20 protein-coding genes and 1 pseudogene are annotated in these 25,278 nt (G+C 44.3%); 13 read left to right on the top strand and 8 right to left on the bottom strand.

Annotation, left to right across the window (positions count from 1 at the left end):
• The first annotated feature begins 69 nt into the window (after nucleotides 1–69).
• The 4 genes from KDW_RS15600 (at nucleotide 70) to KDW_RS15585 (ending at nucleotide 9,282) form a co-directional block, all read left to right on the top strand.
• A complete protein-coding gene (locus KDW_RS15600) occupies nucleotides 70–1,422 on the top strand; it encodes a restriction endonuclease-related protein (RefSeq protein WP_151756811.1) in 1,353 nt (450 codons plus the stop codon).
• On the top strand, nucleotides 1,419–4,742 hold the full coding sequence (locus KDW_RS15595; RefSeq protein WP_151756810.1) for a pPIWI_RE_Z domain-containing protein: 3,324 nt from the start codon (nucleotides 1,419–1,421) through the stop codon (nucleotides 4,740–4,742). Before KDW_RS15600 ends, KDW_RS15595 begins: the two co-directional genes overlap by 4 nt.
• On the top strand, nucleotides 4,732–7,593 hold the full coding sequence (locus KDW_RS15590) for a pPIWI_RE module domain-containing protein (protein ID WP_162005269.1): 2,862 nt from the start codon (nucleotides 4,732–4,734) through the stop codon (nucleotides 7,591–7,593). Before KDW_RS15595 ends, KDW_RS15590 begins: the two co-directional genes overlap by 11 nt.
• Before the next feature lie 501 nt (nucleotides 7,594–8,094).
• On the top strand, nucleotides 8,095–9,282 hold the full coding sequence (locus tag KDW_RS15585) for a serine/threonine protein kinase (protein WP_151756808.1): 1,188 nt from the start codon (nucleotides 8,095–8,097) through the stop codon (nucleotides 9,280–9,282).
• Between the two features lie 108 nt (nucleotides 9,283–9,390).
• Here the strand turns inward: KDW_RS15585 and KDW_RS15580 are convergent, their stop codons facing one another.
• The 5 genes and pseudogenes from KDW_RS15580 to KDW_RS15560 all read right to left on the bottom strand — a co-directional run bounded on the left by KDW_RS15580 (nucleotide 9,391) and on the right by KDW_RS15560 (nucleotide 12,393).
• Complete coding sequence (locus tag KDW_RS15580; protein ID WP_151756807.1) at nucleotides 9,391–9,843, bottom strand: NUDIX domain-containing protein; 453 nt, start codon at nucleotides 9,841–9,843, stop codon at nucleotides 9,391–9,393.
• A gap of 127 nt (nucleotides 9,844–9,970) precedes the next feature.
• Nucleotides 9,971–10,753 carry a hypothetical protein gene (locus KDW_RS15575; RefSeq protein ID WP_151756806.1) on the bottom strand — a complete coding sequence of 261 codons (783 nt, stop codon included), beginning with the start codon at nucleotides 10,751–10,753 and terminating at the stop codon, nucleotides 9,971–9,973.
• Between the two features lie 106 nt (nucleotides 10,754–10,859).
• Nucleotides 10,860–11,657: pseudogene (locus KDW_RS15570) on the bottom strand (radical SAM protein); the annotation flags it as partial.
• A 65-nt stretch (nucleotides 11,658–11,722) separates the two neighbouring features.
• A complete protein-coding gene (locus KDW_RS15565) occupies nucleotides 11,723–12,082 on the bottom strand; it encodes a hypothetical protein (RefSeq protein ID WP_151756804.1) in 360 nt (119 codons plus the stop codon).
• 14 nt (nucleotides 12,083–12,096) lie between these two features.
• On the bottom strand, nucleotides 12,097–12,393 hold the full coding sequence (locus KDW_RS15560; RefSeq protein WP_151756803.1) for a hypothetical protein: 297 nt from the start codon (nucleotides 12,391–12,393) through the stop codon (nucleotides 12,097–12,099).
• Between the two features lie 247 nt (nucleotides 12,394–12,640).
• Between KDW_RS15560 and KDW_RS15555 the strand changes: the two genes are divergently transcribed.
• The 7 genes from KDW_RS15555 (at nucleotide 12,641) to KDW_RS15530 (ending at nucleotide 16,535) form a co-directional block, all read left to right on the top strand.
• Entirely contained in the window at nucleotides 12,641–13,402 is a 762-nt protein-coding gene (locus tag KDW_RS15555) for a helix-turn-helix domain-containing protein (RefSeq protein ID WP_151756802.1), read from the top strand.
• A gap of 128 nt (nucleotides 13,403–13,530) precedes the next feature.
• A complete protein-coding gene (locus KDW_RS15550; RefSeq protein ID WP_233097707.1) occupies nucleotides 13,531–13,968 on the top strand; it encodes a hypothetical protein in 438 nt (145 codons plus the stop codon).
• A gap of 23 nt (nucleotides 13,969–13,991) precedes the next feature.
• Entirely contained in the window at nucleotides 13,992–14,690 is a 699-nt protein-coding gene (locus tag KDW_RS15545; RefSeq protein WP_162005268.1) for a YdcF family protein, read from the top strand.
• Between the two features lie 55 nt (nucleotides 14,691–14,745).
• The gene (locus KDW_RS15540; RefSeq protein ID WP_151756799.1) at nucleotides 14,746–14,943 is read left to right on the top strand and encodes a hypothetical protein; all 198 of its coding nucleotides are present in this window, start codon (nucleotides 14,746–14,748) and stop codon (nucleotides 14,941–14,943) included.
• 21 nt (nucleotides 14,944–14,964) lie between these two features.
• The gene (locus KDW_RS15535) at nucleotides 14,965–15,303 is read left to right on the top strand and encodes a cupin domain-containing protein (RefSeq protein WP_151756798.1); all 339 of its coding nucleotides are present in this window, start codon (nucleotides 14,965–14,967) and stop codon (nucleotides 15,301–15,303) included.
• A 152-nt stretch (nucleotides 15,304–15,455) separates the two neighbouring features.
• Entirely contained in the window at nucleotides 15,456–15,626 is a 171-nt protein-coding gene (locus KDW_RS31775) for a hypothetical protein (RefSeq protein ID WP_162005267.1), read from the top strand.
• 75 nt (nucleotides 15,627–15,701) lie between these two features.
• Nucleotides 15,702–16,535 carry a PHP domain-containing protein gene (locus tag KDW_RS15530; protein WP_233097706.1) on the top strand — a complete coding sequence of 278 codons (834 nt, stop codon included), beginning with the start codon at nucleotides 15,702–15,704 and terminating at the stop codon, nucleotides 16,533–16,535.
• 509 nt (nucleotides 16,536–17,044) lie between these two features.
• On the opposite strand, the gene KDW_RS15525 is transcribed toward KDW_RS15530, so the two are convergent.
• A complete protein-coding gene (locus tag KDW_RS15525; protein ID WP_151756797.1) occupies nucleotides 17,045–18,187 on the bottom strand; it encodes a radical SAM/SPASM domain-containing protein in 1,143 nt (380 codons plus the stop codon).
• A gap of 298 nt (nucleotides 18,188–18,485) precedes the next feature.
• On the opposite strand from KDW_RS15525, the gene KDW_RS15520 reads away from it, so the two are divergent.
• Complete coding sequence (locus KDW_RS15520; protein WP_151756796.1) at nucleotides 18,486–19,709, top strand: helix-turn-helix domain-containing protein; 1,224 nt, start codon at nucleotides 18,486–18,488, stop codon at nucleotides 19,707–19,709.
• A gap of 552 nt (nucleotides 19,710–20,261) precedes the next feature.
• Complete coding sequence (locus KDW_RS15515) at nucleotides 20,262–21,797, top strand: hypothetical protein (RefSeq protein WP_151756795.1); 1,536 nt, start codon at nucleotides 20,262–20,264, stop codon at nucleotides 21,795–21,797.
• Nucleotides 21,798–22,045: 248 nt separating this feature from the next.
• Here the strand turns inward: KDW_RS15515 and KDW_RS15510 are convergent, their stop codons facing one another.
• Together KDW_RS15510 and KDW_RS15505 are read right to left on the bottom strand one after the other, a co-directional pair.
• Nucleotides 22,046–22,399 carry a M48 metallopeptidase family protein gene (locus KDW_RS15510; RefSeq protein WP_198925280.1) on the bottom strand — a complete coding sequence of 118 codons (354 nt, stop codon included), beginning with the start codon at nucleotides 22,397–22,399 and terminating at the stop codon, nucleotides 22,046–22,048.
• Entirely contained in the window at nucleotides 22,396–25,272 is a 2,877-nt protein-coding gene (locus tag KDW_RS15505; RefSeq protein ID WP_198925279.1) for an HsdR family type I site-specific deoxyribonuclease, read from the bottom strand. Before KDW_RS15505 ends, KDW_RS15510 begins: the two co-directional genes overlap by 4 nt.
• Nucleotides 25,273–25,278 lie beyond the last annotated feature (6 nt).

Genomic DNA, 25,278 nt, shown 5'->3' with positions numbered 1-25,278 from the left:
TGTATAACAAATGTTTTTACAACAAACGTTGTACAACATCTTAGGATAATGATTGAAGTGGTGGTGTGTATGCATAAAATAACTGATTACGATAAGCGCATCTTACACGAAATTGTCTCCCTTACAGAAGCTCATAATGGTCGCCCCCCTTCCCTGGCTGAGATTACGTTAGCTTTAGGGTATCCAAACAGCTCTCGTGGAAATATTCAAAAGCAATTAGTAAAACTGCGACCAACCTACGTAGATTGGGGTGAGGGCTCTCGAACTTTACACGTAACACAACCTGGTCGGGCTGTTCTTGAGATTCCAATAAGCAAAGACAATGATGGTTTTCCTATTCCAGACACAGTTTTAACATTAATTGCGTCTGGGCTGACATCACTCCTAGCAGATGTATCAAAAGGACAACCATTTCATGCGCCTTTCCCAGACGCATGGCAACGAGGCATCAATATGTTAGCTGCGGAATGTTTCTTGCGAAACGTCGATCCGCCAGGACACCTACATGCAGCATTTGAACTGTGCCGTATGCCTCTTAAAGAGTGGCCCGTTCGGTTTAGCCTTCCTTCATTACTATTAGATGAAGCCCTTCTTGATGAAAATAATCAGCCAACATCTCTTTGTAGAGAATATGCACTCACACGTTGTGATGCAGAACAAGAAGCATGTCAGAAAATAATGGTTGCTGTACTCGGAGATGCCAGACACTCTCGCATACCAGATGCATATGTGAGCTTTCGTCAGTTTCTTATCGAGCACCCAGTTGTCACTGAGGAAGAGCTCTTAGAAAAATCGTTTGATCCACAAGTTGGCACATTAGGGAGCCATTTCATTGACCTCTATGAACGTGTTCCCAATTCCTTTTTTGAGGCAGATAAAGTGCTTCTTTGTGGATTTTGTGGTTGGACCCTTCAGCGCACCAGAGGCCGTTTGTGTTGCGGCGATGATAGATGTCGGGTGCTTACGGGTGATTTTATTCAAATCTCCATCAAGACAAAAAAAGGCTCACCTGGAAAGCTTTTTCGTGTCAGACCTGCTATCAGACGCTATGTCGTAGCTCCTGGAATATACGAAATCGGATTGAAAAATAGGCTGGAGGAAATGGGCATTATTGTCCAATTGTGGCCTGGATTTGATGCTTACGACTTACAGATCTTTTTTTCGGACGATTCAGTATGGGCAGTTGATGTAAAAGATTGGAAATTTCCACACCTTTTAGCATCGCATCTCACCCCTTTAGATGACAGAGGAAATCTTCAATGGCAGCGTTCTTTTTATGCCATCCCTGACCAACGTATCCAGGAATATCATGGTTATTTAGATATTTTACAAAATGCTGCAGCTGGAAACAATTTTTCGGTTCTTTCAATTAATGATTTGATTGAAGAAATTCACAAGTATAAGGAGCGTTTGCACCAATGAGAGAAAAAGGGGCTTGGCGTAAAGAGTTGGCCAAAGATTTATTGGCGTTACAAGAGGTGTACGGACCACTACCATTGTTTGCCACAGAGTTATTAGATATTGAGCTCATTTTGACACTTCTCCAACAAAACTTTGTTGGAGAAGACCCCCTCTTGGCGTGGACCATCTTGAATGGTCAGCCTTATCCAGCCTTAAATCGACTAACAGAACAACAACGGAAAGCGTTGATAATAGCTCGCCTTCATTTACAAAGACCAGTGGGACGTCACACGTGGGAGGAGTGGCTAAAACTCTATACTACGTTGCAGTCTCCCTATCCTCTCTATCGTATAGATGACCAAAGTATTCTCAATAGAGACAATGCAATTTTACCCGAAAGACGAGAAATAATTGCGCGAGCACTCACCATCCCGCCCGAATGGACTGTTCGGAAAAAACATTATGCCACTACTGGGCGATACCGTTTTTCACTGAAACGTGAATGGAATGAAGTTGAATTACCACAGAGCGTCGAGCCCATTTCGCTACGCCCTGTAAGCCAATTCCAAGAGCGTTCCCCCGAAATACAACCTTTATCCATCTCATTAGAATCTTTGGTAATAGAAGCAGATTGGATGGATCGCGTTGCTCCAAAGGGCTCAGAGGCTGCTGACCAATTTTGGGGTGCACGGATGAGAAAAATTCAATTCCGCCTCATTGAGTCTACGGGTCTACGTGCAACTACACAGATTTTATTGGATGGATTAATACACTTAATAGGTATGGTTGGAAGCGGAAAATCCAGTCTTTTTACAGTTCTTGCTGTATATTTAGCACGTCGTGGGTATCGCGTTGTGATGGTACTTAGTGATGTGGCTGCCGTTTTTAAAGAACAGAAAATTTTTCACTCTTTCTCTTTAGTTGAACCAGACACCTTCCAAGCTGTCCCCTTCGTAGGGAAAACAACTCGTATTACTCACCTCAATAGATTATATCGAGCTGAAGCTGCACGTATGGGAGTCACTATTGATCAAGATCATCCTTCGTATCCATTTCTTTCTACCATATGTCCGTTAGATGGCCTAAGACAAGATGCTCGCCCAATTTCACCAGGAGAAGAACCCTGTACACGGCTTCACCCACTAGCGGAGGAAGATGAGGAAGATGAAAAGGAAGATGAGAAATATGATTGCCCATTCATGCCAGTCTGTCCCATCCATTATAGAACACACACGCTTGCTGATGCCAGAATTTGGCTGGCCACCCCTGCATCGCTTTTAGCAAGTGGGCCTCAAGTCCCCCTGATGCCCCTTACCATGCAGTATGCAGATATTGTCATGAGACAAGCTCATGTCATGCTTATTGATGAAGGAGATTTAGTCCAGGTTCAATTTGATAATCGGTTTGCTCCAATGGAGGTCTTAGTAAGAGAACGTGGAGAATCATGGCTTGATCGTGTAGCAACCCAAGTCTCGCGTCAAGTCTACCGATCCGGTCGACCTCTTGTTGGTAAATATCCAGGTCTTGATCGTTGGCTCGTTGCTCATGACAATACCCAACGAGCAGTGAATCGTCTCTATATCCATTTGCGAGATAAAGACTCGGCTGCACGCAGATGGCTTGGAAATACCTATTTCTCACATGATCGATTAATTGCTCGCCTGGAATGGGAGTTACGAGATGTTGTCCTATCTAGGGATGACTTTGTTCACCAGGCACAAAATTTTAAATTTAGCCCACTCGTAATTCAAAAAAACACGCGCCATAGGAAGCGTCAAGTGGAGGAAATTGAAACTCCTTCAGCCTGGTATCGTGCTGTTTATCTGGAAATGTTGGAATCCGATACCCCACAAGCACTACTTGAACTGAAGAACTGGCTTCGTGAACAAAATAGTAATAATCCACCTCTTGAGGTGGCACGAGAAGACAATTTAGCATTACATCTTTTGATCATGCTACTTGTGGTAATCCTTGACCATGCAATGCAATTGATGATTTTACAATGGCCAGCTACCGAAGGACTAGATTTAGATAGAGGTACAGGAGGGTTATTCTTTCATCCAACAGAAGATCAGTTATGCATGGTCCCTGAACCAGCAATGGGCTCTATCATTGGCTTTCAATATTACGATAACAAGCAAAATGGGAATGGAGAGCTACGGTTCTTCTATGTGCGAGGCACTGGCCGCTCCCTCTTGTACCATCTACATGACACATTAAAGCTTAGTGATGATATTACTGGACCACATATTGTCTTAACCAGTGGAACCTCATGGGCACCAGGTTCATGGAAGTATCATCTGCATCGCTTCCCTGATGCAGTGTTGTTACCAGTACAAGATCATACGGTTACTACTCCACAAGAGACACGTATTCAATGCTTCTATGACCCTTTGCCCAATCCTAATGCACCCGGCAGGTATCTCCGTGTATCAGGTATTGAAGACAACGATCTACGACTAAAGAATTTGCAAACAATGGTTGATATGCTTACACGTGCCCAAGCATTCCGCCCAAGTATGCTTGATAGTGAGCTAAGCATGCTCGATCCTCATCGCAAACGTATCTTGCTGGTCGTCGGTAGCTACCTCGAAGCTGAGTTTGTTGGAAATGCACTTGAGACAATTTTGGCAGATCAACATCCCGAGTTCGCTGGTAGTGAGGTATTAACATTAATTCCAGATAGTGAGGGGGATGGTGAAGAGACCCCCCAATCTTCATCCGGAAAACTCCGGCGTAGTCTCCTGAATCAAATGCCAAAACTATCCGCTCGCTTCCTAGTGGCCCCACTACAAGCAATTGAACGGGGACATAATATTCTCATTGGTCAAGAGGCTGCTATAGGAAGTGTGTATTTTCTAGTTCGTCCTTATCCTGTTCCTGGTGATATCCATGTTGCGATCCATCAAATAAATTCCTGGTCTATGGAATATGTTCCAAAAATGAAACAACTTTCCGCTACCGAAGCAGGCAAACTTCTCCGACAAGAGGCTGCAGGTAAATGGGAAGAAGCATTAGAACAAGGAAAGAGGTACAAAGAGTTGAATGACGATGAGCGTACACCGCTTCTGTGGACACAGTTTGTACTCGTTTGGCAATGTATTGGAAGGCTTCTGCGCGGTGGAGCCTCTGCTCGTGTTCATTTTGTCGATGCTCGTTGGGCTGAAAAGAGTCCAATGGGTCAAGGCGACACTGAAAAAACAAGCATGCTTCTCGGTTTCCGACGCATTCTTAGACAAGCAATAAATGCCTCTGATCCAGCCGAGCAAGCAATTGCAACAACGCTATATGGTGAAGCTGCCCAAGCATTCGAAAATATTCAAGGAGTATATGATGCATAAAAAAGAGTTTATACAGCCTGTCGCCTGTACTATAGAGGCCAAAAGTTTTTTACGCAATCTTTCTTTAGTGAAAATGTCATTTCCAGAAGAATGGCTAGATCTATTAAGTATGTTACAGGCGGAAAAAACCGATCGACTCAACAAACCAAATACGATTCCCATCCGGAGTTTAAATGCGGCGCTTGCAACCTTTCTTCCTTATTTGATTGGAGCTCCAAATGCAATAAGAAAAAAAATTGAGTTCGCTATTGATGAAGACATAGATAGCCGACAGCGTGAACAGCCTTCATGGTTATTGGCTTACAAAGAACTTGACGTTGAAAAATTGTGGTTTTTAACCAGAGCATGGCTAAATGAAACATATCGAGGATGTGAGAGTTTAGAGACTGTAGATGGACTGCTTCGTCTGCAAGACCTACAATGGCAGTCGACAACAATACCTCTAGTGAAAGGTGTGTGTGATAACGGAACGGCAGATGTTTCACCATTAGCCTATAAAGTACTACCAGCTTATATTGCTGATATGCTTGTAAATAGTTGTGTGTGTATTCCTGTTGGATTAGAAGAGAAAAGGCTGCTTCGTATCCCTGTCGAAACAGGTGCGCAGCTAATGACATGGCCTCCTGCTTATTTTATCGATAAGAAACACCGCAAGCATGGATATAGCTATACCATAGATATTACCTTACAAACCACCCCTGGCATACCAGAACCTCGAGTTCTATTTCATTATGGTGTACGACGCTGGCACTGCGAAAGTTGCTTAGAGGATGGCAAACTCTATTTAAAGCATCAGACAAGTGTCTATCTCCATCAATCAAAAGCTTTGCTAGATATGGCACAAACAAAAACTTTTACAGTCGCGACAATTGAGGCCATACGTGTAGAAGGCAACACGCCACGTATACCTGCCTGGACAAATCACCTCCCTCAAATTGCAAAACGCTTTGGTGTAATTATTCCAAATGCGCAAGAACTTACGCAACATCCAATGAAGTGGCTTGCAGGACATGAGGGCATTGAAATAGGCATTGTGTGCAGAAATACCCGTTACCATCCAATAGGCACGGGTATAGGTCCAGATGTCCAGGAGATAATAACCCAGCAAATTATGGGCATATTAGCTCCACAGATATCATTGCTCAAACCATTTAAATCTTTTCCAATACCGCGCAAAATCGAGGCCCATCCTATGATGGGAGATTTACGAGATATTGCTATACATGATCGCCTGGCAGCTTTAGAAAAATCAGTTGGACCTAAAGTCGTGATTGAGGTACGTTGGCAGAAAGAGATTGTAAGAGATATGCTTGTTGACCGGATAATAGCCTTATTAACAGGCCCGCGTCCTCCATTGATTGAAACGTCTGAGCAATCAAATCATGCCGATTTGATGCAACTAGAGGATGGTGCAATACATGAGGATGATCTAACAAATAGTGAATGGTCATACGAAGAGGATACAAATCAAGAAAACAAATCGAAGCGTAAACCAGCCCGAAAACGTGCTAAAGATCCTCTTCCACAACAGGCTCTTGAGCAAAAATCTTTACCATTACCAGATGGAGGCGAATTAGTAATCGTTACTATTCCGCTTGACTCAATTGGATCACCGCTGCCCGCTCCTGACAAGAAAAATAAACAAACGATCCACACTCATACCAATGATCGTGCAGCAAAAATTTTTCGAGAATTAGAACCAGCAAGCTATCCAACACTTGTACTGGTTGAACTACCAAACTATAAGCACCCAGACCTTCGGCGGCAATTTGGCCAGCGAGATCCCAAGAATGCATTACGTCTGGGAATGGCTCGTACAGGACGACTTACCCAATTTATCACAAGTGATGCAAGCGACCTAGATAAATTGCGTTCGAGAAGTGAGTCGGCAGTAAAAGATGGGTTACGTCAACTCGGTTATATACCCTTTCCCATTAATTTTTCTATACCTAATGTTGCAATTCCAGATCCCTTACTAGTATTAGGTATTTGGTTCATAAGAATCACAAAACGCAGATCGGCAGTTGGTGTTCATCTGCCTGTCATAGTTCTGATGCATACCATGCAACATAAGATATTCGTATGGCTACCTCATGATGGACAGATTCGGCCATATCATCAAGCACTACTAGAGATAACACAATTAAATCCCGAACAGGTAAAGAAACGTAAGCGCCAAGATGCATTAAATCAAGTTCGGCAGTTTCTTTTAAACGAATCAGCAAGACAGGGGGTTGAAAACGTAGTGGCATTTGCCGTTGCTCAGAATGCTCGAAGTACATGGCCTGGTCTGTATAACACTGAAGCGGCGTTTGATGCATTACGCTTTGAGAAAGGTGAGCGACTATTCTCAGCAAAATCTTTACCAATCAATTTCCGATTGATTCGTTTGCGGACCAATCAGCGCAACGAGACTCCTGAGTGGTATATACCAGGCGCGAAACCCACCACAACTACACAGGGATTGTGGGTAGAAGGTGATGCAAACAAACAAGCTAACCGCCTGTTTTACAGTATCGCCTCAAAGCCTCATACTGCAGCTAAATTTATGGTAGGGAAACAACTAAAACCAGGAGAGAACTATAGGATACCTTCAATAGTAGAAATAATTCCATTGATTCTGCATGAGAATGATGATGCCGCAACATGGGCTATCGCAGTGGATCAATGGCGTAAAATGGGATATCTAACAAGTGACATGACATTGTTTCCTTTGCCTCTTGAGTTCGCAAAAAAAATGGATGAATATGCCGCAGTCATTGGGCCATGGATATTTCCTGAAGAGTGGAAAGGAGATGAGGATGAAAATGAAGATGAAAATGAGGATGAAACGAGAGTGATTAGTGAGTAATTCCTGGTAGCAACGTTTACATCTGAAAAGAAACTAGCTAGCCAATCTGGCTGTAATCCGCTTGCATCTGCTGCAGGCTAGAGACAGAAACACTATCTGAGAAAACTGGTTTCACTGCCAGGTGGACTAAGATGCCACCTCCAATACTCAATGCATTTGACTTATGCCTAGTATGCCATTACGAATAACTCGTGATAAGACTCATTTGGGCTCACGCTACACATTAATAGCTGTACTTCAAACGCATAAGTCAAATACATTACACCCAATGACTCTGCTGACCATCCGATTGATCGCCCTAATTGAACAAGAAAACAATGATTAGACAGGGCGATAGATGTCATCAAATTTCTTTCCACTAACTACAGCAAAAATCTCCTTCCTTAAGGTAAATTTAGGTCAAACATAGTAAAAAAGGCTGAAAAAGTCTTGCATATTTGTGCCTCATAGTATTACTATAAGAAGAAAGGATGCGCTATTAAGAAGAGAAGAGATCAAAAAATGGAAAACGTAAAGAATCGACAAATAGGCAATTACAAACTGTGTCAACTCATAGGGCACGGAGGTTTCGCAGATGTGTATCTCGGTGAGCATCTCTTTCTTCAACGACAGGCGGCCATCAAATTATTACAAACACGTTTTGCTGATCCGCTGGCGATAGAAAACTTCCAGCGCGAAGCGCAGCTCATTGCTCAATTTAATCATCCACATATTGTACGCGTGCTCGAATTTGGACTGTCTGAACAGCTTCCCTATTTGGTTATGGAATATGCTCCCCATGGAACCCTTCGCGAGCGCCACGCCCAGGGGACGCGTTTATCATTGGAAACTATTCTCTCGTATGTGACCCAAATTGGTGCGGCGATTCAATATGCTCACGATCAGAGATTAGTACATCGGGATATCAAGCCTGCAAATATTTTACTGGACCAAAATAATAAGCTCTTACTCAGTGATTTTGGCATTGCACTCCTTCAGGAAACAGTACAGCAAAGCACGAAAGCTGCGATTGGAACAATTGCCTATATGGCCCCTGAGCAGCTACAAGGGAAGCCCTGCGCTGCTAGTGATCAATATGCGCTAGCCATCATGATCTATGAGTGGATCAGTGGAAAGGTGCCATTTCAAGGTTCAACTACCGAAGTATGTACACAGCATCTCTGTACGCTACCACCATCACTGCGTGAGGCAGTTCCCACACTACCCCTAGAGGTTGAAAAGATTATTTTCAAAGCCCTGGCCAAAGAACCTGATCACCGTTACGCGAATATCCATACATTTGTACAGACATTCACAGAAGCAATACATTCTCCCTACCAGCAAACAGAACAAGCAGTCAGTCAAACCATAACAACATATCCTGAAAATAGACACTCACAAACAACCATCTACTCACCTAGAACAACTGTACCCGTAGACAGCCATCCAGCCCACACTCATATAGCTATTATTCAAACACCCCATCCACAAAGACCTGTCTCCGATTGGATGGTATCCCATATCGTTTATCCTCTAGGGTGCACAATCATCCTTTATCTCCTGCTTTTAACGATTGGGTTCGGACTGAAAAAAGAGCTGTTCATTCCTACGTCATCAGCTCAATCTGTAATGGCGGTAACCATCACTTTTGCGATTTCCCTCGGCATCGTATTTTTCATACATCTCATCATAAAGCAAAGAAGAGCTTAATAGATCATCATCCCTTGGTCGATAACCGCTACCAGAATCCGGCAAGGTATCCAGGATCTTTGCGATTTGAACCGGCTTGTGTTTTTGGAGCGGTCGGTGCTTCGCAGATTATTCTGAGAAGGCCAGCGCGATAATGTCCCGATGGGATGGGAGAAGCCCTTCTGGGAGTTCATCGATAGCAAAGAATCGTGCATCGATAATTTCTTTTGGGTCCAGCTGTAGGTTTCCTCCAATCAAATTGCCAACGAAACTCACCTCTAGCCGCAATTTATAGCCACTTACTATACGTAAGAGCTTTTCTACCTGCACTTGATAACCAGTCTCTTCTCTTAGCTCTCTACATAAGGTCTCTTCTAGTTTCTCACTGTGTTCAGCATATCCACCGGGTAAGCCCCAAGATCCAGATTTCCAAAATGTATGTCGGAGAAGCAAAATGCGTTGCTGATCATCAAGAATAACCCCAGAAACACCAATAATAAATTTATGATGTGCGAACCATAAAGCGTACCACTGTAACGGTCCCCGCAGTAAACGCCAGACACCTACTAATAACCTATTCATTTGCATACATCCTCTTCCTAGAAGGGCTCTCATCGTTTCTTTTGTCCACTAGCCTCTCCTATCCCCAAACCTCTCAGAATCGCTTCCAGGCCACAAAGGGCATACTCACACGTTCTTTGGGGAGTTTTTAGTAGGATACAGGTGAAGGTATTAAAGGCGTGAGTAGAGTCGCAAACGCTGGTGAACGAACATAGTCAAAGGTATCTTTGAGGTTACGATACAAAATAGTGTTAATGTTTACCATGTGGTCTGGTTTACCATGAAGATAAAAAAGGTAGAGCAATACCGAAGAAAGGCTGTGACGGATATTGAGAACAGCAATTTTTTCCATGATAAGTTGATGCTGTTTTTTGCGTGCGTAAAAATCCCGTTGCATTTTGGTCATTGACCCATGAATTTCTGGCTGCAGAACATTGAGTTGCCATACGGGACACACATTCACCAACTTATTACTTTCTACTTCTTTGGAGTCAGGGAGATCGTAACGGGTATCAAAAACGTTCACCTGCTTTGCGTCTGTTTGGTTTCTGCTTTGCCAGGATTTTTTTAATGTTTCAATGGCCTCAAGTTTGTGTTCACTGCAGGCAAGCAAGACACCGATATCACTGGTAAACTGATGGCCTACAACTGTGTTACGTGGACTGAGAAATGAGGCAACATGTTTATTCGCTTCATCACACATTTGTTGACATTCATCGGTTGCATCGGACTCGACGTAATTCATCTTGAATCCAAAGTGTAGGGTGTCTTCTAAATAATTGACATTGCACACTGCCAGATCAGAAACCCAAACGACCGAGTAACAAAAAGCCTTATTCGCATTTTTGATCCTAAAATTCTTGGTCCACTCTACATCAAATCCAATGACGGATGGGACATGGCTATCCAGTTCTTTTTCAAAATGGTACATTATCTTCCAACCTTTTTAGGAGTATCGCCCCAATGAGAAACCGACATTGAGACATAAAACATGTTTCAATGTCGGCTCAATAATCATGTTTGTTATCTTGTGCGCGTTATTCAGCGACCATAATACTTTTCCCAAGGTATTTTGTAAGGTGATTCTTCTTGAATGGGTATTTTTTCCAAATCTCCTGAATGGTTTCTTCTTTAAGGTTCCCAAGAAACATCACTTTATCCTCAGCATCATAGACAGGCCACGCATACGTTTCCCCGTTGGGATAGGCCAGGATAGAATAGCCTTCGTTTTGTGGCGTCCAGGTGGTCATTCGCACCGAAGGAGTCCACCCAAACTGTTGACGCATTTCGGTCAGGCTATGAAAAAGGCCCTCGTATTCCTCTTGCGAAAGGAATTCCTCTTCTTTTAAAAAGAGCCCATTGCCTTTTTTAATAGGCATAATAAGCTTAATCTTGCCTGCCTCAAATATATCGGCAATTTGATAGAGAAATGGCAAACCGTTAATTGTTGAACGATACATGACCCCAGAGAATGATAAAGGTAGTCCAGCCTCGTAAAATGCTCTAACACCTTTCATAATCATATTATAGTCGCCACGTTCTTTGTTTGTAATGGCTCTAGGACCTTCAAGTCCAATATTGACAAAAGCAACCTCGCCTCCTAATTTTTGTGCTAAAGCTTTTCCGGCGGTTGCATTTGTGGGCAATCCCACGATGAAATCGCTTGAATACATTTCTGCGATCTCGACGAAATCCTTGCGTAGGAGTGGTTCACCGCCGGACAAGAAGACACGTTGAACCCCTTGAAGATTATTTTTCATTAACTCAAGCTCATTAAGGCTTAGATCAGGCATCTGGAAAATTTCGCTGCAAAAGGAACAATCAAAATTGCACCTTCGAGTAAACTGAAGCTATTCAGCCATGTCTATATCAAGCCTGACCAGATTTGCGGAAAGGAGCGTTAGGAAATGCACCAAAAGCAATCCATCTCTGTTTTATCAAGTTGTTCAATCCCAGTGAGCACATTAAGCTTGTGCTGCAATATATTCATGGCATTACACTGCATCAATGCTAATAAGTGCCAATGATTGTCGACCATTTTTTCAGGAGAACTCATGGTTGGCAGGTTCAGGATCCACGTATCTGTGACAAACCCATAGGTATCAGCCTGGATAGTTACGCCGCTTTCATCTGTATGAAATTGGAAGGTATAAAAGCCTATGCGCTTTTTGGTGCACCCTCTCTCATCTTCGCTCGTATGCTTATATTTTCTGTTGCGGTTAAATATATCAGTCGTGGCCCAGGGGCTTTTTCTCCCCATGAGGTTATTCCTTTCTATGGATGATTGTTTTCATGTACCAGCCTTTGTAGTTCCTGGTTACAGTCATCAAAAGCGTTGACGACCATGCGATTGAGTAAAGACCAGTGATTTTTTACGGCCTCCTCAACGGAACCAAAGTCAGGTTGCGCGATGATCCAGGTCGCTTCTATCCTTCCCCAGATGTTTCGTTGGATGGTAACGCCACTTCCATCTTCATGAAATTGGAAGGTATATACCCCTATTCGCTTGCATGTTTCGCTCGACAAGCCATGATATCGATGAACTTCAAAGATTTCTGGGGTCGGCCACATTGTCCTTCCTCCTGAATAATGGGTAGTGAAAAATCATGATGGATGCAGTGAGTGCTGGCTATCTGTTTAAAGCCCTCTGGAATGTCTCGTGTGGTCTATAGTATTCATCTGCCACTACTAAGATAGCTCTTTTTATGATTAAATAAAATGCCGTTTTCATGCCAAAAAATGTCGAATAGATGGGATGTGGGAAAGATGTTATAATTTGACCGAAATATTGTAGTACACTCTTGTGGAGGGGTTTCAAATGGACGCCGAGAGGAAAAAACCAAATCACAAACTCAAGTATCAGAGAGAACTTCGAGGTTGGTCGCAAAAAAAGGTAGCCGCGGCGATTGGCACGAGTAAAGATATGGTCAGTAGATGGGAAACGGGAGAGCGAGAAACAAGCCAGTACTACAAAGAGCAATTATGTGTGTTGTTTGGACTAACCACTGTAGACCTGGGTTTCTTAGAACATTTCGAGCATAAAAATACATCGCCTATAACCACATTAAACGCTTCTCAACTCCAAGAAGTAATCTCTATGCTTTCTATCTCTGTTTTACAAGCTATAATGGAGGTAGTACAAGAATTGGAGCGGTCTAATATGACTACAGCAAGACGCGATTTTCTTCATATGCTAGGTACTTCATTAGTATTATCAGGGCTAGGTGATAGCATAAAGCCTTTTATCAATTCCATGTTGAATAACGACCAAATAGGGCTTTTTGAAAACGAAGTGGCTGTGCGTTGGGAAACGTATTACAAAGGGGATACGCTTCAAGCCTTGGACGGCCTTAGCCTCTGGCTAACTGAGGTCGAAAGAACTGCAAAAGTAACTGATGCTGGCCAACAAAAAGCAAGAGCGTTGTCCTTAGTTAGCATCAGTTATCAACTCCAAGGATGTCTTTTCAGGGATAGGATGGACTATACTCACGCCCATAACGCCTACATGAAAGCATACATTGCTGCTGATGAATTGAATAATCATGAATTGAAATCCTCCTCACTTGCGCGACGTGGGTGACATGTATACAGCAGCAAAAGCCTATAGATGCTATTCAGTACCTTGAAAGTGCTCTGTCTATTATTGAGGATGCTCATTTTCCTGGTTTACGTGGATACATTCTTCAAGGACTTTCAGAAGCACATGCCATGTCACAGCACAAACGTCAATCGTGGGATGCTATTCATTTGGCTGAACAATTGTTGATAGCGAAACCTGGTATAAAAGAATGCAGCTATTGTGATATTACTACGACCTCAGTGATGGCGCAAAAAGGCGTTAATGCGGTTCTCTTAAAAGAGTATGGGCAGGCTCTTCCCTTATTAAATACTGGATTACATCAGTATAACCCCATGCATTTAAGAGGACGGGCACGATTAATTGCACAAAAAGCTGAGGCATATTATGGCCTGGGATGCATCGATGAAAGTGCCGAAACAGCAATAGACGCCTTTCACATTGCGCATACCATTGGTTCCCAGAAGACAATTGCACGTGTGAAGAATTTATATACTTTGTTAAATTCTTCTCCATATAGAAAGGAAAAGAGTGTTGCCCAATTAGGAGCAACACTTACGTTAAACTAATGCAAAAAAAATGGCTTTTGTTGATGAGCCTTATAAGCGGATTGTTTGTATTTCCTTTATTTTCCTGGTTAGTTTTCTACAAACAAGGTCGACGGTTTGCCTTGCGAGACAAACTTAAAAAGGCGGATGCTGTTGTTGTACTCGCAGGGACACGAGGCAATATAAAGTTTCTCGACGGAAAAATTCAGACTGCGGTACAGCTCTACAAAGACGGATGGGCGCCCTCCATTATTGGCAGTGGAAGGTTTTCTATGAAGATCAATGATGCGCCCAATTTGATATCAATACAAGAGCTACAACGAGCGGTTGTACAAGGGCGTATTCAAGAGAAAGATCTGAAAGGAGCAGCAGAGAAGTGGGATGAAGGGTTAGGATCTACCTATATAGAGGCCAGGGCAGTACAACTAGGGGTTTCTAAAGAGCATATTATTGTAGAAAATGAATCGTTACATACGAGAGAGAACGCAGAATATGTCCTTGAAATTGTGAAAAGAAACAATATGCGACGCGTGATTCTGGTCACCTCTCCATTTCACCAACTCCGTACCTATCTTACCTTTGCAAAAGTATTTCAACCCTATGGTATTGAGATTATTAACTACTACGCCGATGCTGATGATTGGAACCCATTCACCTGGTTTTTTTCTCAGGCACACCGCACGCTCGTTAAAAGTGAGCAAGAACGCATCAAGATGTACAGAGAAAAAGGCGATCTTCTCTAAAAATATAATACTATGCATTCCTGCCCTTGTCATACAAACATCAAAAGCGCAATGTATGATCTTTACCGATCCAGAAGGCGCACTGCGGCTAACTGATCAATTACGTAAACCAGCAGAACAACATTTCCCAACGCTTCTCGATAAAATCTACAGAGTAGAATTCCTGGCCCATCAAAGACTACAAGTAAACAAAAATGCGTTTCTCCGAAGGTTACACACCAGCGTCTATCGCGCTGGAAAAAATAGTATCTAAATATACTGGAGGATTTTCCTGATGAATAGACAAGCAGCAAAATATTCTCTTTCTGAAGCCGCTTTAGAGCCAACGCGCCATGGAGCCCTCAAAAAGGTGCTTCTAAAACATGAGGATGTGAATTCTCAATTGATGTTCTTAAATGAGGTGTACGTCGAGCCTGGTGAAGATGTAAAAAACCACGCCCATCAAGATATGGAAGAGATTTTTTACTTCCTCGAAGGCACAGGTACCTTTCAATTTAAAGGCGATGAAATACAAACCGTTGCCCCCGGCGATCGCTTCATCATACCTGCCCAGATAGAACATTATCTAAAGAATACCGGATCGACCCCATGCGCTTCATTTGTTTTGGGGTAAAGGAAACACTCCCAATAGGGTAATAAAATAGAGAGGCCTGCGAATATGTTTGCAAGCCTCTTAAGTATCTCTCGCAAAGGCATTATTTCATTAGCAAATACACACCTGCCTATTCAAATAGAGAGTAGGATGATACAAACAAGCTTGACAACATGTTCAATACGTACAATCGGAATGATGAAGAAGCGCTGCCTCTTGCCCGTACCATGCGCTCACGTGTGAATGTGGAGCGCATCAAGACCCTCTATAAGCAGCTTCAAGCTACCTCCTTGCGAAATAATCCAGAAGTTGGGCGCTTGAGCTATCTGCTTTTTCATACATGAGAGCAAAAGTGCTCATATCACAGCACGGTTTTACTGGTGCTTGTTCTCTTTAAAAACGTCATAAAGGAGTTTTACTTGCAATTACAGATATCCTCTACTACGCCAATCGACTTGCAAATGCATACCACGTATAGTGATGGACGCTGGTCAGCAGAGCAACTTTTTGAGTATCTCGCACAAGAACGTTTTGGCCTTGTTGCGGTGACAGATCACGACCGCATAGATACGGTAGAACGCATCCAACACCTGGGGATTCAAAAACAGGTGCCAGTTCTCACTGCTGTAGAAATAAGTGCCCAGTTTCATGGAAAGATGGCTGATGTCCTCTGTTTTGGTTTTGATCCTCATAATCAGGCACTTCGCACCATTGCAGATGACGTTCGACAACGCCAGAAAGACAATGCAGAGCGAGTGTATGAAGAGTTACAGCGCCGAGGCTACCGATTTCCACATCCTCAAGATCTACGGGTGGCAGGTGACTGTGGCAAATTGTTGATCAAGCAGGGTATGGTCTCGGATTGGCCGAGCGCCTTGACGTTGTTGACCGACGCTGGCTATTGTGAAATGAAGGCGGATATAGGCCAGACCGTTGAGGCAGCACACCAAAGTGGAGGAGTTGCCTTGATTGCGCATCCAGGCCGCGGTTTGCAAGAACCTCAGGAATTCACCAATTACACACCGGAACTCCTTGATCAAGTGCGCGCTGAAATCCCTCTTGATGGCATCGAAGTCTACTATCCCACACACTCTCCAGAACAAGTGGAAACCTATCTGGCCTATGCAATACAGCATGACTTGCTGATCAGTGCAGGCTCAGACTCGCACGGCCCTCCTGGTCGCATGCCGATCAAGTATCGTGCCGAACTCTGTCGACGTCTCCTTGAGCATGTCGGCATCCAGGTGCAATGAGCTAAAACATGTGTCGCGAAATGTTGGGGTCTGCATGGAAAAACAGGCATCATTAGTAAATATCTGAAACCAATAATAAGAAAAACTGTCCATGTCCGGCCCTTTATGCAAAAGAACTGGGACAGGATCGCCTGCTCCAGTTCCACCAGAATGGATTTTATGGTGCTATCACTTTATTTTGTTGGGAAGTTCTGTTCTGATGATTCTTTCGGCGTTTCTAGCCGCATCCAGATATCATCTGCGCGACATACCAGGAATTGTCGATGGTAATATTTCGTCTTTCCGCTCGTATAACTCGTGTCTTGTTTCCGGAGTTCCATCACGCCTTTACAGTGGGGACACATAATATTCTCAATGGTCATACTCGTCTTTTCTCCTTACATCCTCATCCAATTGAGATGCAGACCCAGATTGGTCTATAGACAGTATATGAATGCTTCCAAATAGGAAGGGACCGCCTACCACCAGATAGACGGCCATGAATGTATGAATCAAGACAAATGAGCAAACTAGCGATCATCAGGTCCACACTTATTCCATTCAGGGGCACAGGACTCCTCATCAGGAGAACATGGTTGGGCTGGAGTGCAAGGATCTTTGAAATCAGGGATGCATGTGTGCGATGGTTGACACAAGTCGGGGTTACATTCGCCAGGTTCACAATTCGGGTCACACTCATGTGGTTCGCACCAGTTTTGGAGTTCCGAGAGATTTTGTGTGGCCAGATATGGTTCAGTCGCTGGCATACAAGGGAACTCCATTTTTGGCGTATGGCCGCTTTCAGGAGAACAGGACGTATTTGGCCCACAATCATCTGGCATACACTGTTGCTGAGGAAATTTACTCCGGAAAAAGAGGGTGAGCTGTGCCCGCGTCTTGCCCATTCTCTCCCCAAGAATAATGTCTTCAAGCGAGTTCTGGAGGACGTTCCCGATTGTCAGATGGCGCGAAAACACGCATGGGAATACTCGTCCATCTGGGATAATAGCTGCTCGTCCACGGGCACAGGCTCCACATAACTCATCTTCCGGTCGAGGTGTAATCTGGACCAGCTCGGCTCCACGCCCAACCCCACGTGTATGATCAACACGCACACGTGTCACGCCAAGCTGCTGAAGAAACTGCTGTGTTTCATCGATGTCTTGATCAGGGCGCATCTCGACCAGACCTACACGTAATGGTAATCCTCGATTCAGAACAGTCTGAATATTGTCAACCGTCTTTTTCCATGAAGATTTTCCCTGCGTAATTTCCTCATGAATCTCTGGCTTAGCGGTATAAAAGCTGGTCGCGATATTCACGCCGCAATCCTGAAACGTTTGCCAATGCGATTGCTTGATAGAGACAAGGTTGGTATAGACCTCAACCCTCATACCAAGCTCTGTCGCCAAACGAATAAATTGATTGAGTTGGGGATGGACAGTTGGTTCACCTCCGATAAACTGAATGCTTTTACATCCTAATTGGGCAGCCTGCATAATAACTCGTCTCCAATCCTTTTCATGCATAAGCCCGTGATGGCCAGATGGAGAACTGCCTGCATAGCAATGATGACAGGAAAGATTGCACTTTCCGGTAATCTCTAACCACATAAACTTCAGAGATGACGCATTCCTTGTAATGTCAGGATGATTGTGCAGTGTTGTAACCATAAGTGATTCCTTTCAGCATAACACGTGTCCAAGAACAATATGCAGAGACCAAAAAAGAGAAAGGGATAGAGGAGGGATCTCTATGGAGAGAGTCCATAGAATGAAGGGCTCTCTCTCTGATCCATGTAATCTAGTTTAATAAATTAATTGTTATATAATGCATCACTAAACCTTCACTTATCCCTCACTTGTGCAGGATAATGCAGAACGCTTGTTCATTTGATGCTTGAATCAAAGCATTAAGTGCGTGGATATGCTATAGTAATCTTGGTACAGCATCATAAAGGAAGGAGCAGACATGAAGAACGAGAAGCTAAGAGCGGAACGTGTGAACCAGCAACTCAGCCAGGAGCTTCTAGCGAACCTGGCTGGCGTGTCAAGAGCGAGCGTTGAACGAGCCGAGAATGGGACCATGCCGCGTGGTGATACGATCAATCGCATCTGCCAGGCCTTGAACAAGTCACCAGAAGACCTCGGCTTTGTGACATTTTCACGCCGAGAGGTCAATAAAAAGATAGCCACAGGTGTGCTTGGTGGGCTGCTCCTGCCATCAGGCTTGTCCAGCGGTGCTGTCTCACAAACGTTGGAACACTTCTGGGGCAATGATTCACTTGCTCAATACGCAAAAAGTATTATCGCCTGTCAGAATATTTACTTCGCGGGCCGCCCTCAAGAGGTTGAGGATCTCCTCCCCATACTGATAACGCACACGGCTCATCTGGCCTCAGTCGAAGGACCACAGCAAATATCAGCAGCACAACTGGCCTCACTGGCGCTGCAACTCGCCAGTGAGATAGCCACAGATCGGGAGAACTTCGGACAAGGGGAACAACTCGCTCGTCAGGCCTATGACTTTGCGGCGTTGGCGGCAGACCCGAACCTGCAGGTATCGTCCCTCATTGCACTTGCGAATATTGGTTTCCATCGCAAACGGAGTACGGCGGCCCTGCACGCATATCAACAGGCAGTCTCACTATTTAGTGATGAACGCATCACTGCACTGTCGAGAGGACGTGCCTATGCTGGACTAGCGGAAGTTCAGGCCATGCGTGGCAATCTTCAAGAAGCGATGCGAGCCAAAGGCATGGCCTATGATTGCTATCCAGAGGTTCCAGAGAATGACCCTGCCTACCAGCACCTGAGGTCCTCCCATTACGCTCTCTATGTGTTTGCAGACCTTCAAACTCACCTCTTTCTGGGACAACCCAAAGAGGCTGAGCAAGCACTAATCCAATTGCAAAGGACTAATAAGGACAGTGAGAAAGAACCCATCACCAAACTAGACCTGCTCTATTATCAGGCAGAAATCGACTTTGCCCAGAACAATATTGAGAGCGGCACACAGGTCTTGGAGGAGGCTGCAACCCTGGCAAAAAAACTAGGATCACGACTCTACTTCAATAAACTAACCACGACCTACGAGCAAACCCTATCCAGGTGGCCCCACGAAACTATAGTGACCAGCCTGGAAGATATCTTTCAGTGGCACGAGACATCGCATACACACAGATATGCTCCCTAACAACGATTATTCACAGCATCATAAAGCAACATATTTTGATCGCTTTTCCCATAATTTGTAATACCTAGAAGCCTTACGCAATGAAAATGAGGTTTGAGAAGGACTACAACCAGTTAACCTCAATCGGTTACAGACCACGACCAGATCTTGAGGAACTGCAAATACATGGGCAACTGGTAATTTCCCTGAAGGGTGAGCAGCACAACCATTGATAGCCTGAAAAGCCTCTCCAGACACAGATTATTGCGCACGGTCGTTGGTAATTTTGGTGGTCAGTATGTCGCGCATCTCGCGCTTTCCCTGGACCAGGCGAGGTGGGACAACAGACTCAAGGTTCGACAATTTTGACCCTGGGGATCATTTACCAAATACTAGTTGTATGTTGTTGAGGAACTTTGTAGTGAGCTAAAACCAGACTAGCACGAATTATGCGCTTCACAAACAAGTGGCTTACAGCACACATCTTAGACCTGTACAAATCCTGATCTGCCTATAAATACTATTGCAGCTCGTTCTGACTTCTTTTAAGAGGGACAATAGTATAATTGTTGTATGTTAAACAACGCTTACGGGGGCTGGACGCCATTAAGAAACGCACTGAGAAAGCTTGACCTTAACGACACACTAGGCGTGATCAGAGCTTACTCTGCCTTTAGAACTTTGCGTACACGAACCCCATTTCCAATAGATATGGAAGTGCATTCAGTCGTATATTCAAACGAGTGGATCATTCTGCCCTGGGAAATGGAAGTTCTTGCTCGTGAAGCAATTATTGTCTGTAATCCTCAACTAACCACGAGCGACACTGCTCGTAAATGGAACACTTTTTCTAGCCTTGTAGACAAGCTAAGGGAGGTTGATAATTATATTTCCCAACATTTAGTGGATGATGAAAAAATATTACAGGAAATCACAGTCCGATTGGCCCATCGACAGTTCAAATATCAAACCGAGTTACCAAGTAAGACGAGCCTAGTTCGCTACAGTCGCATTTTTGGACATGCTGCAGTTGAGCCAATAGTAAAAACAAAGATCGGCCTATCAACAAAGCAGCTATTTACGATTGGTGCTGGCTTGTGGGTTAAATATACCAGTCAATACCTTGGTATAAACTATCCACTTGATGAGTTGGCATTATCAGGCATCACCAATGCAGATTACGATAAGTTTATGCTGCTATATTCGTTATCTACGAAGGAAATGAAGCAGCGCTTAATAGCCGAGCGTAAACTCGACGATACATTCATGTATCAGTTCCATGCCCTGCAAAGCCACCCACTAATTTTTACAAAATTAAATGGGCTGCTAGTACATATTTGCCCTATGCCTACCCTGCTTTTCTGGCGTATTACTTCAGGATTGTTTTACGATCTCATAAAAGAGCGAGGTTTCGATCAAGCATTTGGTACTTCGTTCCAGGATTACATTGGTCAAATGCTTGAAAAAACATTCAACGATAGTTTTGTTAAAGTTTATCCAGAAGAACTTGATACACGACCAAAGCGTGCCGATTGGATTATCGACCAGCCAACCTCTTTTATGCTCATTGAGTGCAAGACTAAACGTATGACCATCGGTGCACAGATAACTATTCAAGATGATAACGAGCTACGTGCTCAGCTTGAGGTAGCTGGTGAGGCAATAGTGCAATCCTATCAAACTCTTGAGGCATATAAAAATGGTAAATACCGCTCGCAACAATATCCGTATGATCCAACTAAATGCCCATTTATTTGTGTTGTTACACTAGAAAATTGGCGTTTAATGGGTCCTCAGCTTGAAACGCTTCGAGAAATTGTCAAGGGAAAATTACTCCATTTAGGGCTTGATTCTGGACTTACGCAACAAGCTCCATTTGTAATATGCTCGGCGAATGAAATGGAGGAATTTGCGTATCTACTGAAGACGAACGAGTTAGCAGGTGTCGTGCGTGGTTACTGGGACGATCCAGAAATGTCTAGTTGGGCCTTCATCAGTTATCTCTATTACAGATATAAAAATGAACTTAATTCCTACACATATGTGTTTTCTGATGAACTTGCGAATGTCTTTACCATCCAAATAGATCCTCATACGGAGGTACTCTAACATAGAATAAAGGCCATTTGTCAGGAGTAACAACCATACTCCTGACAAATGGCTGGTTGTGCGTGGGGCAAGGACGCACTATTCAGGGCAAAATCGGCTCCCCCCTCAGCAACTCCATCACCTTTATAGCGGATTTGTTACAGATCACCACCCGCTTTTAAGTGGCACTACAACCGGTCTGGCATCATCTCAACAGTCCATAATGCTAAGTGCCAGATAGTGGCCCACTATTGAGGGTGTTTAATCTATCACGCTCTTGGGGTTGAATATCCCTGCAGCTTTTGCTCTCGCTCTTCCCAGTCGGGCATATAGGCATACAGAAATAGCTTAAATATCTTGCCATGATTGGGGGCCAGGAGATGGGTCAGTTCGTGCACGATGACATACTCTCCTAGTTCTTTGGGCATAGTGAGGAGCATAGGATCAAGGGCGAGCCAGCCAGAAGGTGTCATGGTTCCCCATTGATTTTCCATCATCTGGAAACGGATGTTGGGAATCTTGACCCCCATTCTGGTGGCCCACTGCTGAACAGACCAACGCATTTCTTCATCGTCTGTCCAGCGTTTAAAATGTTGCTTTGTGGTCTTTACTTCTTGTTTCAAATTCGCTCTAGTCTGAAAATTTTTTCTCCTATTTCTACTGATTTTACCACACCACACAATGGGTGAAGCTGCTTATAGAGCCGTGGGCGCACTTCGCGCATCTGTTGATCATTCCACTTGTACTCAGGATACTGTTTAAAGAGGTCATCAATCGCCCTCGCATGCTCAGGCGTTGCGTTGGTTATACCATTTTGCTGTAATTCCATGAAAATGGCAAAGGCATTGGCATCAAGCCCTAATTGTTGCCGCTGCTCATTGGCGTGAACATATTGCTCAGCAAGCTTTTCATAGTCATCCAACGCTTGCTGGGTCGCAATATGGCGCTCTTCATATTGCTTGGTAACCGCCTCAGCTCGCTCACCAATCGGAATGACGTGTGGCTCGTATTTGGCCTTCTCCTCTACGACCACATTAATCAGTTTACGCAAATTCAATATCTTGATAGTGTCAGATACGTTACTTTCTTTGAGCATCAGCAACTGTTTCGCTCCAAGTTCACGAATCGCTCCCGGCAATTGTAGCGGGCTGCTCGTCGTGTTCTGGCGCAACAATTCACGCGTCTTCCGGGTCAATTCTTTATCAGGCGAGACAGCATCAATATCACGACGAACAAACATATAGAGGTCAGCTAGCCGCTCATAGTCTTCCAGGTAAGGACGCAGGAAGGATGTCGGAGAAAGCACTTCATAGAGATTTTGTAGCCGCCTGAAGAAGGTGAGGAATTCTTCACGCCGCTTTTTATCATTATAGAAGTAGCTCGTCATACGCTCAATATCTTTGTCATCACGCGCACGTGTAAAAGGCAAATATTGAGGAGCCAGTTCCTTCATCCAGGTGGCAAACAGTTGTTTGAGTGTGTCAATATTCTCAATCACAGAATCAATGACGTCAGAATCAAACGCAAGTGCTTTCTCAAGCCTTTCGAAGATACCAACAAAGTCCAGTACAAACCCACAAGGCTTGACCTGGCCGTCTTCGTCTTCATACGGCCGATTAACACGTGCAATCGCTTGCAGTAAGACATGGTCGCGCATCGGCTTATCAAGGTACATGCAATAGAGGATAGGTGCATCATACCCTGTGAGCAATTTTTCTGTGACAATGAGGATCTTTGGCAGTTTGTCCTTCTTCAGGAAATCACGCCGAACGGTTTTCTCTTGATCTTCTCTCAACGCATATTTTTTGAGATCGCCAGTATCATTGTGGGCCGGAGAGTAGACAGCCTCGATCCAATCGGATGGCAAATACTGCTCAAGAGCTTTTTTGTAGAGAATGCACGCCTCACGGTCAACAGCTACCAGCATCGCTTTAAAACCCATAGGCTCAACGGTGCTACGATAATGCTCGGCAACATACTGCGCAATCTGCTCAATACGCTGAGGAGCTTTTATGATCTCTTTGAGCTCGACAGCACGATCAAGGATGGCGTTCAGTTCGTTGATATCGCTGACACCCTCTGCATCGGCCAGATCGAGAAACTGTTTTTCTAGTGTCTCACGATCAACGCGCAGTGTCGAGGGGGCCAGTGCATAATTCAATCTGACCGTGGTATTATCCTCGATAGATTCGGCAATCGAATACTTGTCCAGATAACCTTGTTGATCGTCAACACCAAAGACTTTGAAGGTCCCTTTGCCCTGTGAGAGCTTATCAATAGGAGTACCCGTAAAGCCGATATACGTGGCATTAGGGATGGCCCCCATAAGATAGTCGCCCAGGCCACCACCTGTGCTACGATGTGCCTCATCCACCAGCACGATGATCCGTTTGCTCATATTACTACGCTCACGAATCTTATCGAACTTATGAATCATGGAGATAACCAGGCCACGATAGTCAGAGTCAAGAATGTCCTGTAAATCACGCTTACTCTCAGCAATCTTAACGTTGTTAATGCCGTATGCCTGGATATTCTTGAAAAGCTGGCTCTCTAGCTCGTTGCGGTCTACAATCATGATGACGGTGGGCTTCTCACCCTTTGGAGCTTGAAGCAGACGAGCCGCAATAGTGATCATTGTCAGCGTCTTACCGCTCCCCTGCGTATGCCAGATCAAGCCATGATATTTTTCGCCTTCCTCGACACGCCGCACCACCTTCTCAACGGCTCTCACTTGATGCTGGCGCAGAATAACCTTGGTGAGGATATCCTCTTTAGAGAGGAAGATAATGTAATCCTGTAGTACTCTCAGGAAACGCCGCTGGTCAAAGAAATCCTTCACTTTCTGCTCAAAGTCACCTGAAACGACCTCTTTCCAGTTGAAGAGATTCTTGCGACTTGTACTCCAGGTCGCACCATAAAAGAAATCTTTCAGTTGTGTGACTTCAAAGACCTGAGGAATGGTCAGCATGTCTGGCGTTTCCTGATGGTAACGACGGATCTGATCAACTCCTGCAGACAAGCCATCTGTCGCATTTGCTTTCTTCGTTTCAGCAATGGCAACGGGTAAACCATTGATCAGAAAAACCACATCAGCTCGATTGGCAAGACCAGTGACATCGCGCTGCCGCCATTCATCGGTCACCTGAAAGATATTGAGTTTGATATCCTCAAATTCAATCAGACGAACATTGAGTTCACGATTCTCTTCAGGCACAAAGACAGATTTCTCTCCTTTGAGCCAGAGTAAAGCATCACGGTTCCCCTCGATGGTTGGCTTAAGAAGATTGAGTTGGCGTATTACCTCCTCCGCTCGTTGCTCATTAAGCACACCGGGATTGAGTGCAAGCAACTGCTGCTTCAAAGTATCATATAAAAAACGCCCACCATCCCCTCGCCGCCGCCGTAAAGCCACTTTCCTATCCAGAGGCAGCCAACCTATCTGTACAGCATACCCAATCATTGGCACCTGAACGGTCCTTCGTTCACTGCACACGCTAAA

Origin of the sequence: Dictyobacter vulcani (genome assembly GCF_008974265.1) — a bacterium.
GTDB lineage: Bacteria > Chloroflexota > Ktedonobacteria > Ktedonobacterales > Ktedonobacteraceae > Dictyobacter > Dictyobacter vulcani.
Note: the sequence above shows the minus strand (reverse complement) of the source record. Positions and strands in the feature narration are given on the sequence as shown.

What these genes read in the sequence shown, in the direction of transcription:
- KDW_RS15600 (WP_151756811.1), top strand. Translation starts at nt 70, where the DNA reads ATGCATAAAATAACTGATTACGATAAGCGCATCTTACACGAAATTGTC.
- KDW_RS15595 (WP_151756810.1), top strand. Translation starts at nt 1,419, where the DNA reads ATGAGAGAAAAAGGGGCTTGGCGTAAAGAGTTGGCCAAAGATTTATTG.
- KDW_RS15590 (WP_162005269.1), top strand. Translation starts at nt 4,732, where the DNA reads ATGATGCATAAAAAAGAGTTTATACAGCCTGTCGCCTGTACTATAGAG.
- KDW_RS15585 (WP_151756808.1), top strand. Translation starts at nt 8,095, where the DNA reads ATGGAAAACGTAAAGAATCGACAAATAGGCAATTACAAACTGTGTCAA.
- KDW_RS15580 (WP_151756807.1), bottom strand. Translation starts at nt 9,843, where the DNA reads ATGAATAGGTTATTAGTAGGTGTCTGGCGTTTACTGCGGGGACCGTTA.
- KDW_RS15575 (WP_151756806.1), bottom strand. Translation starts at nt 10,753, where the DNA reads ATGTACCATTTTGAAAAAGAACTGGATAGCCATGTCCCATCCGTCATT.
- KDW_RS15565 (WP_151756804.1), bottom strand. Translation starts at nt 12,082, where the DNA reads ATGGGGAGAAAAAGCCCCTGGGCCACGACTGATATATTTAACCGCAAC.
- KDW_RS15560 (WP_151756803.1), bottom strand. Translation starts at nt 12,393, where the DNA reads ATGTGGCCGACCCCAGAAATCTTTGAAGTTCATCGATATCATGGCTTG.
- KDW_RS15555 (WP_151756802.1), top strand. Translation starts at nt 12,641, where the DNA reads ATGGACGCCGAGAGGAAAAAACCAAATCACAAACTCAAGTATCAGAGA.
- KDW_RS15550 (WP_233097707.1), top strand. Translation starts at nt 13,531, where the DNA reads ATGTCACAGCACAAACGTCAATCGTGGGATGCTATTCATTTGGCTGAA.
- KDW_RS15545 (WP_162005268.1), top strand. Translation starts at nt 13,992, where the DNA reads ATGAGCCTTATAAGCGGATTGTTTGTATTTCCTTTATTTTCCTGGTTA.
- KDW_RS15540 (WP_151756799.1), top strand. Translation starts at nt 14,746, where the DNA reads ATGATCTTTACCGATCCAGAAGGCGCACTGCGGCTAACTGATCAATTA.
- KDW_RS15535 (WP_151756798.1), top strand. Translation starts at nt 14,965, where the DNA reads ATGAATAGACAAGCAGCAAAATATTCTCTTTCTGAAGCCGCTTTAGAG.
- KDW_RS31775 (WP_162005267.1), top strand. Translation starts at nt 15,456, where the DNA reads ATGTTCAATACGTACAATCGGAATGATGAAGAAGCGCTGCCTCTTGCC.
- KDW_RS15525 (WP_151756797.1), bottom strand. Translation starts at nt 18,187, where the DNA reads ATGGTTACAACACTGCACAATCATCCTGACATTACAAGGAATGCGTCA.
- KDW_RS15520 (WP_151756796.1), top strand. Translation starts at nt 18,486, where the DNA reads ATGAAGAACGAGAAGCTAAGAGCGGAACGTGTGAACCAGCAACTCAGC.
- KDW_RS15515 (WP_151756795.1), top strand. Translation starts at nt 20,262, where the DNA reads ATGTTAAACAACGCTTACGGGGGCTGGACGCCATTAAGAAACGCACTG.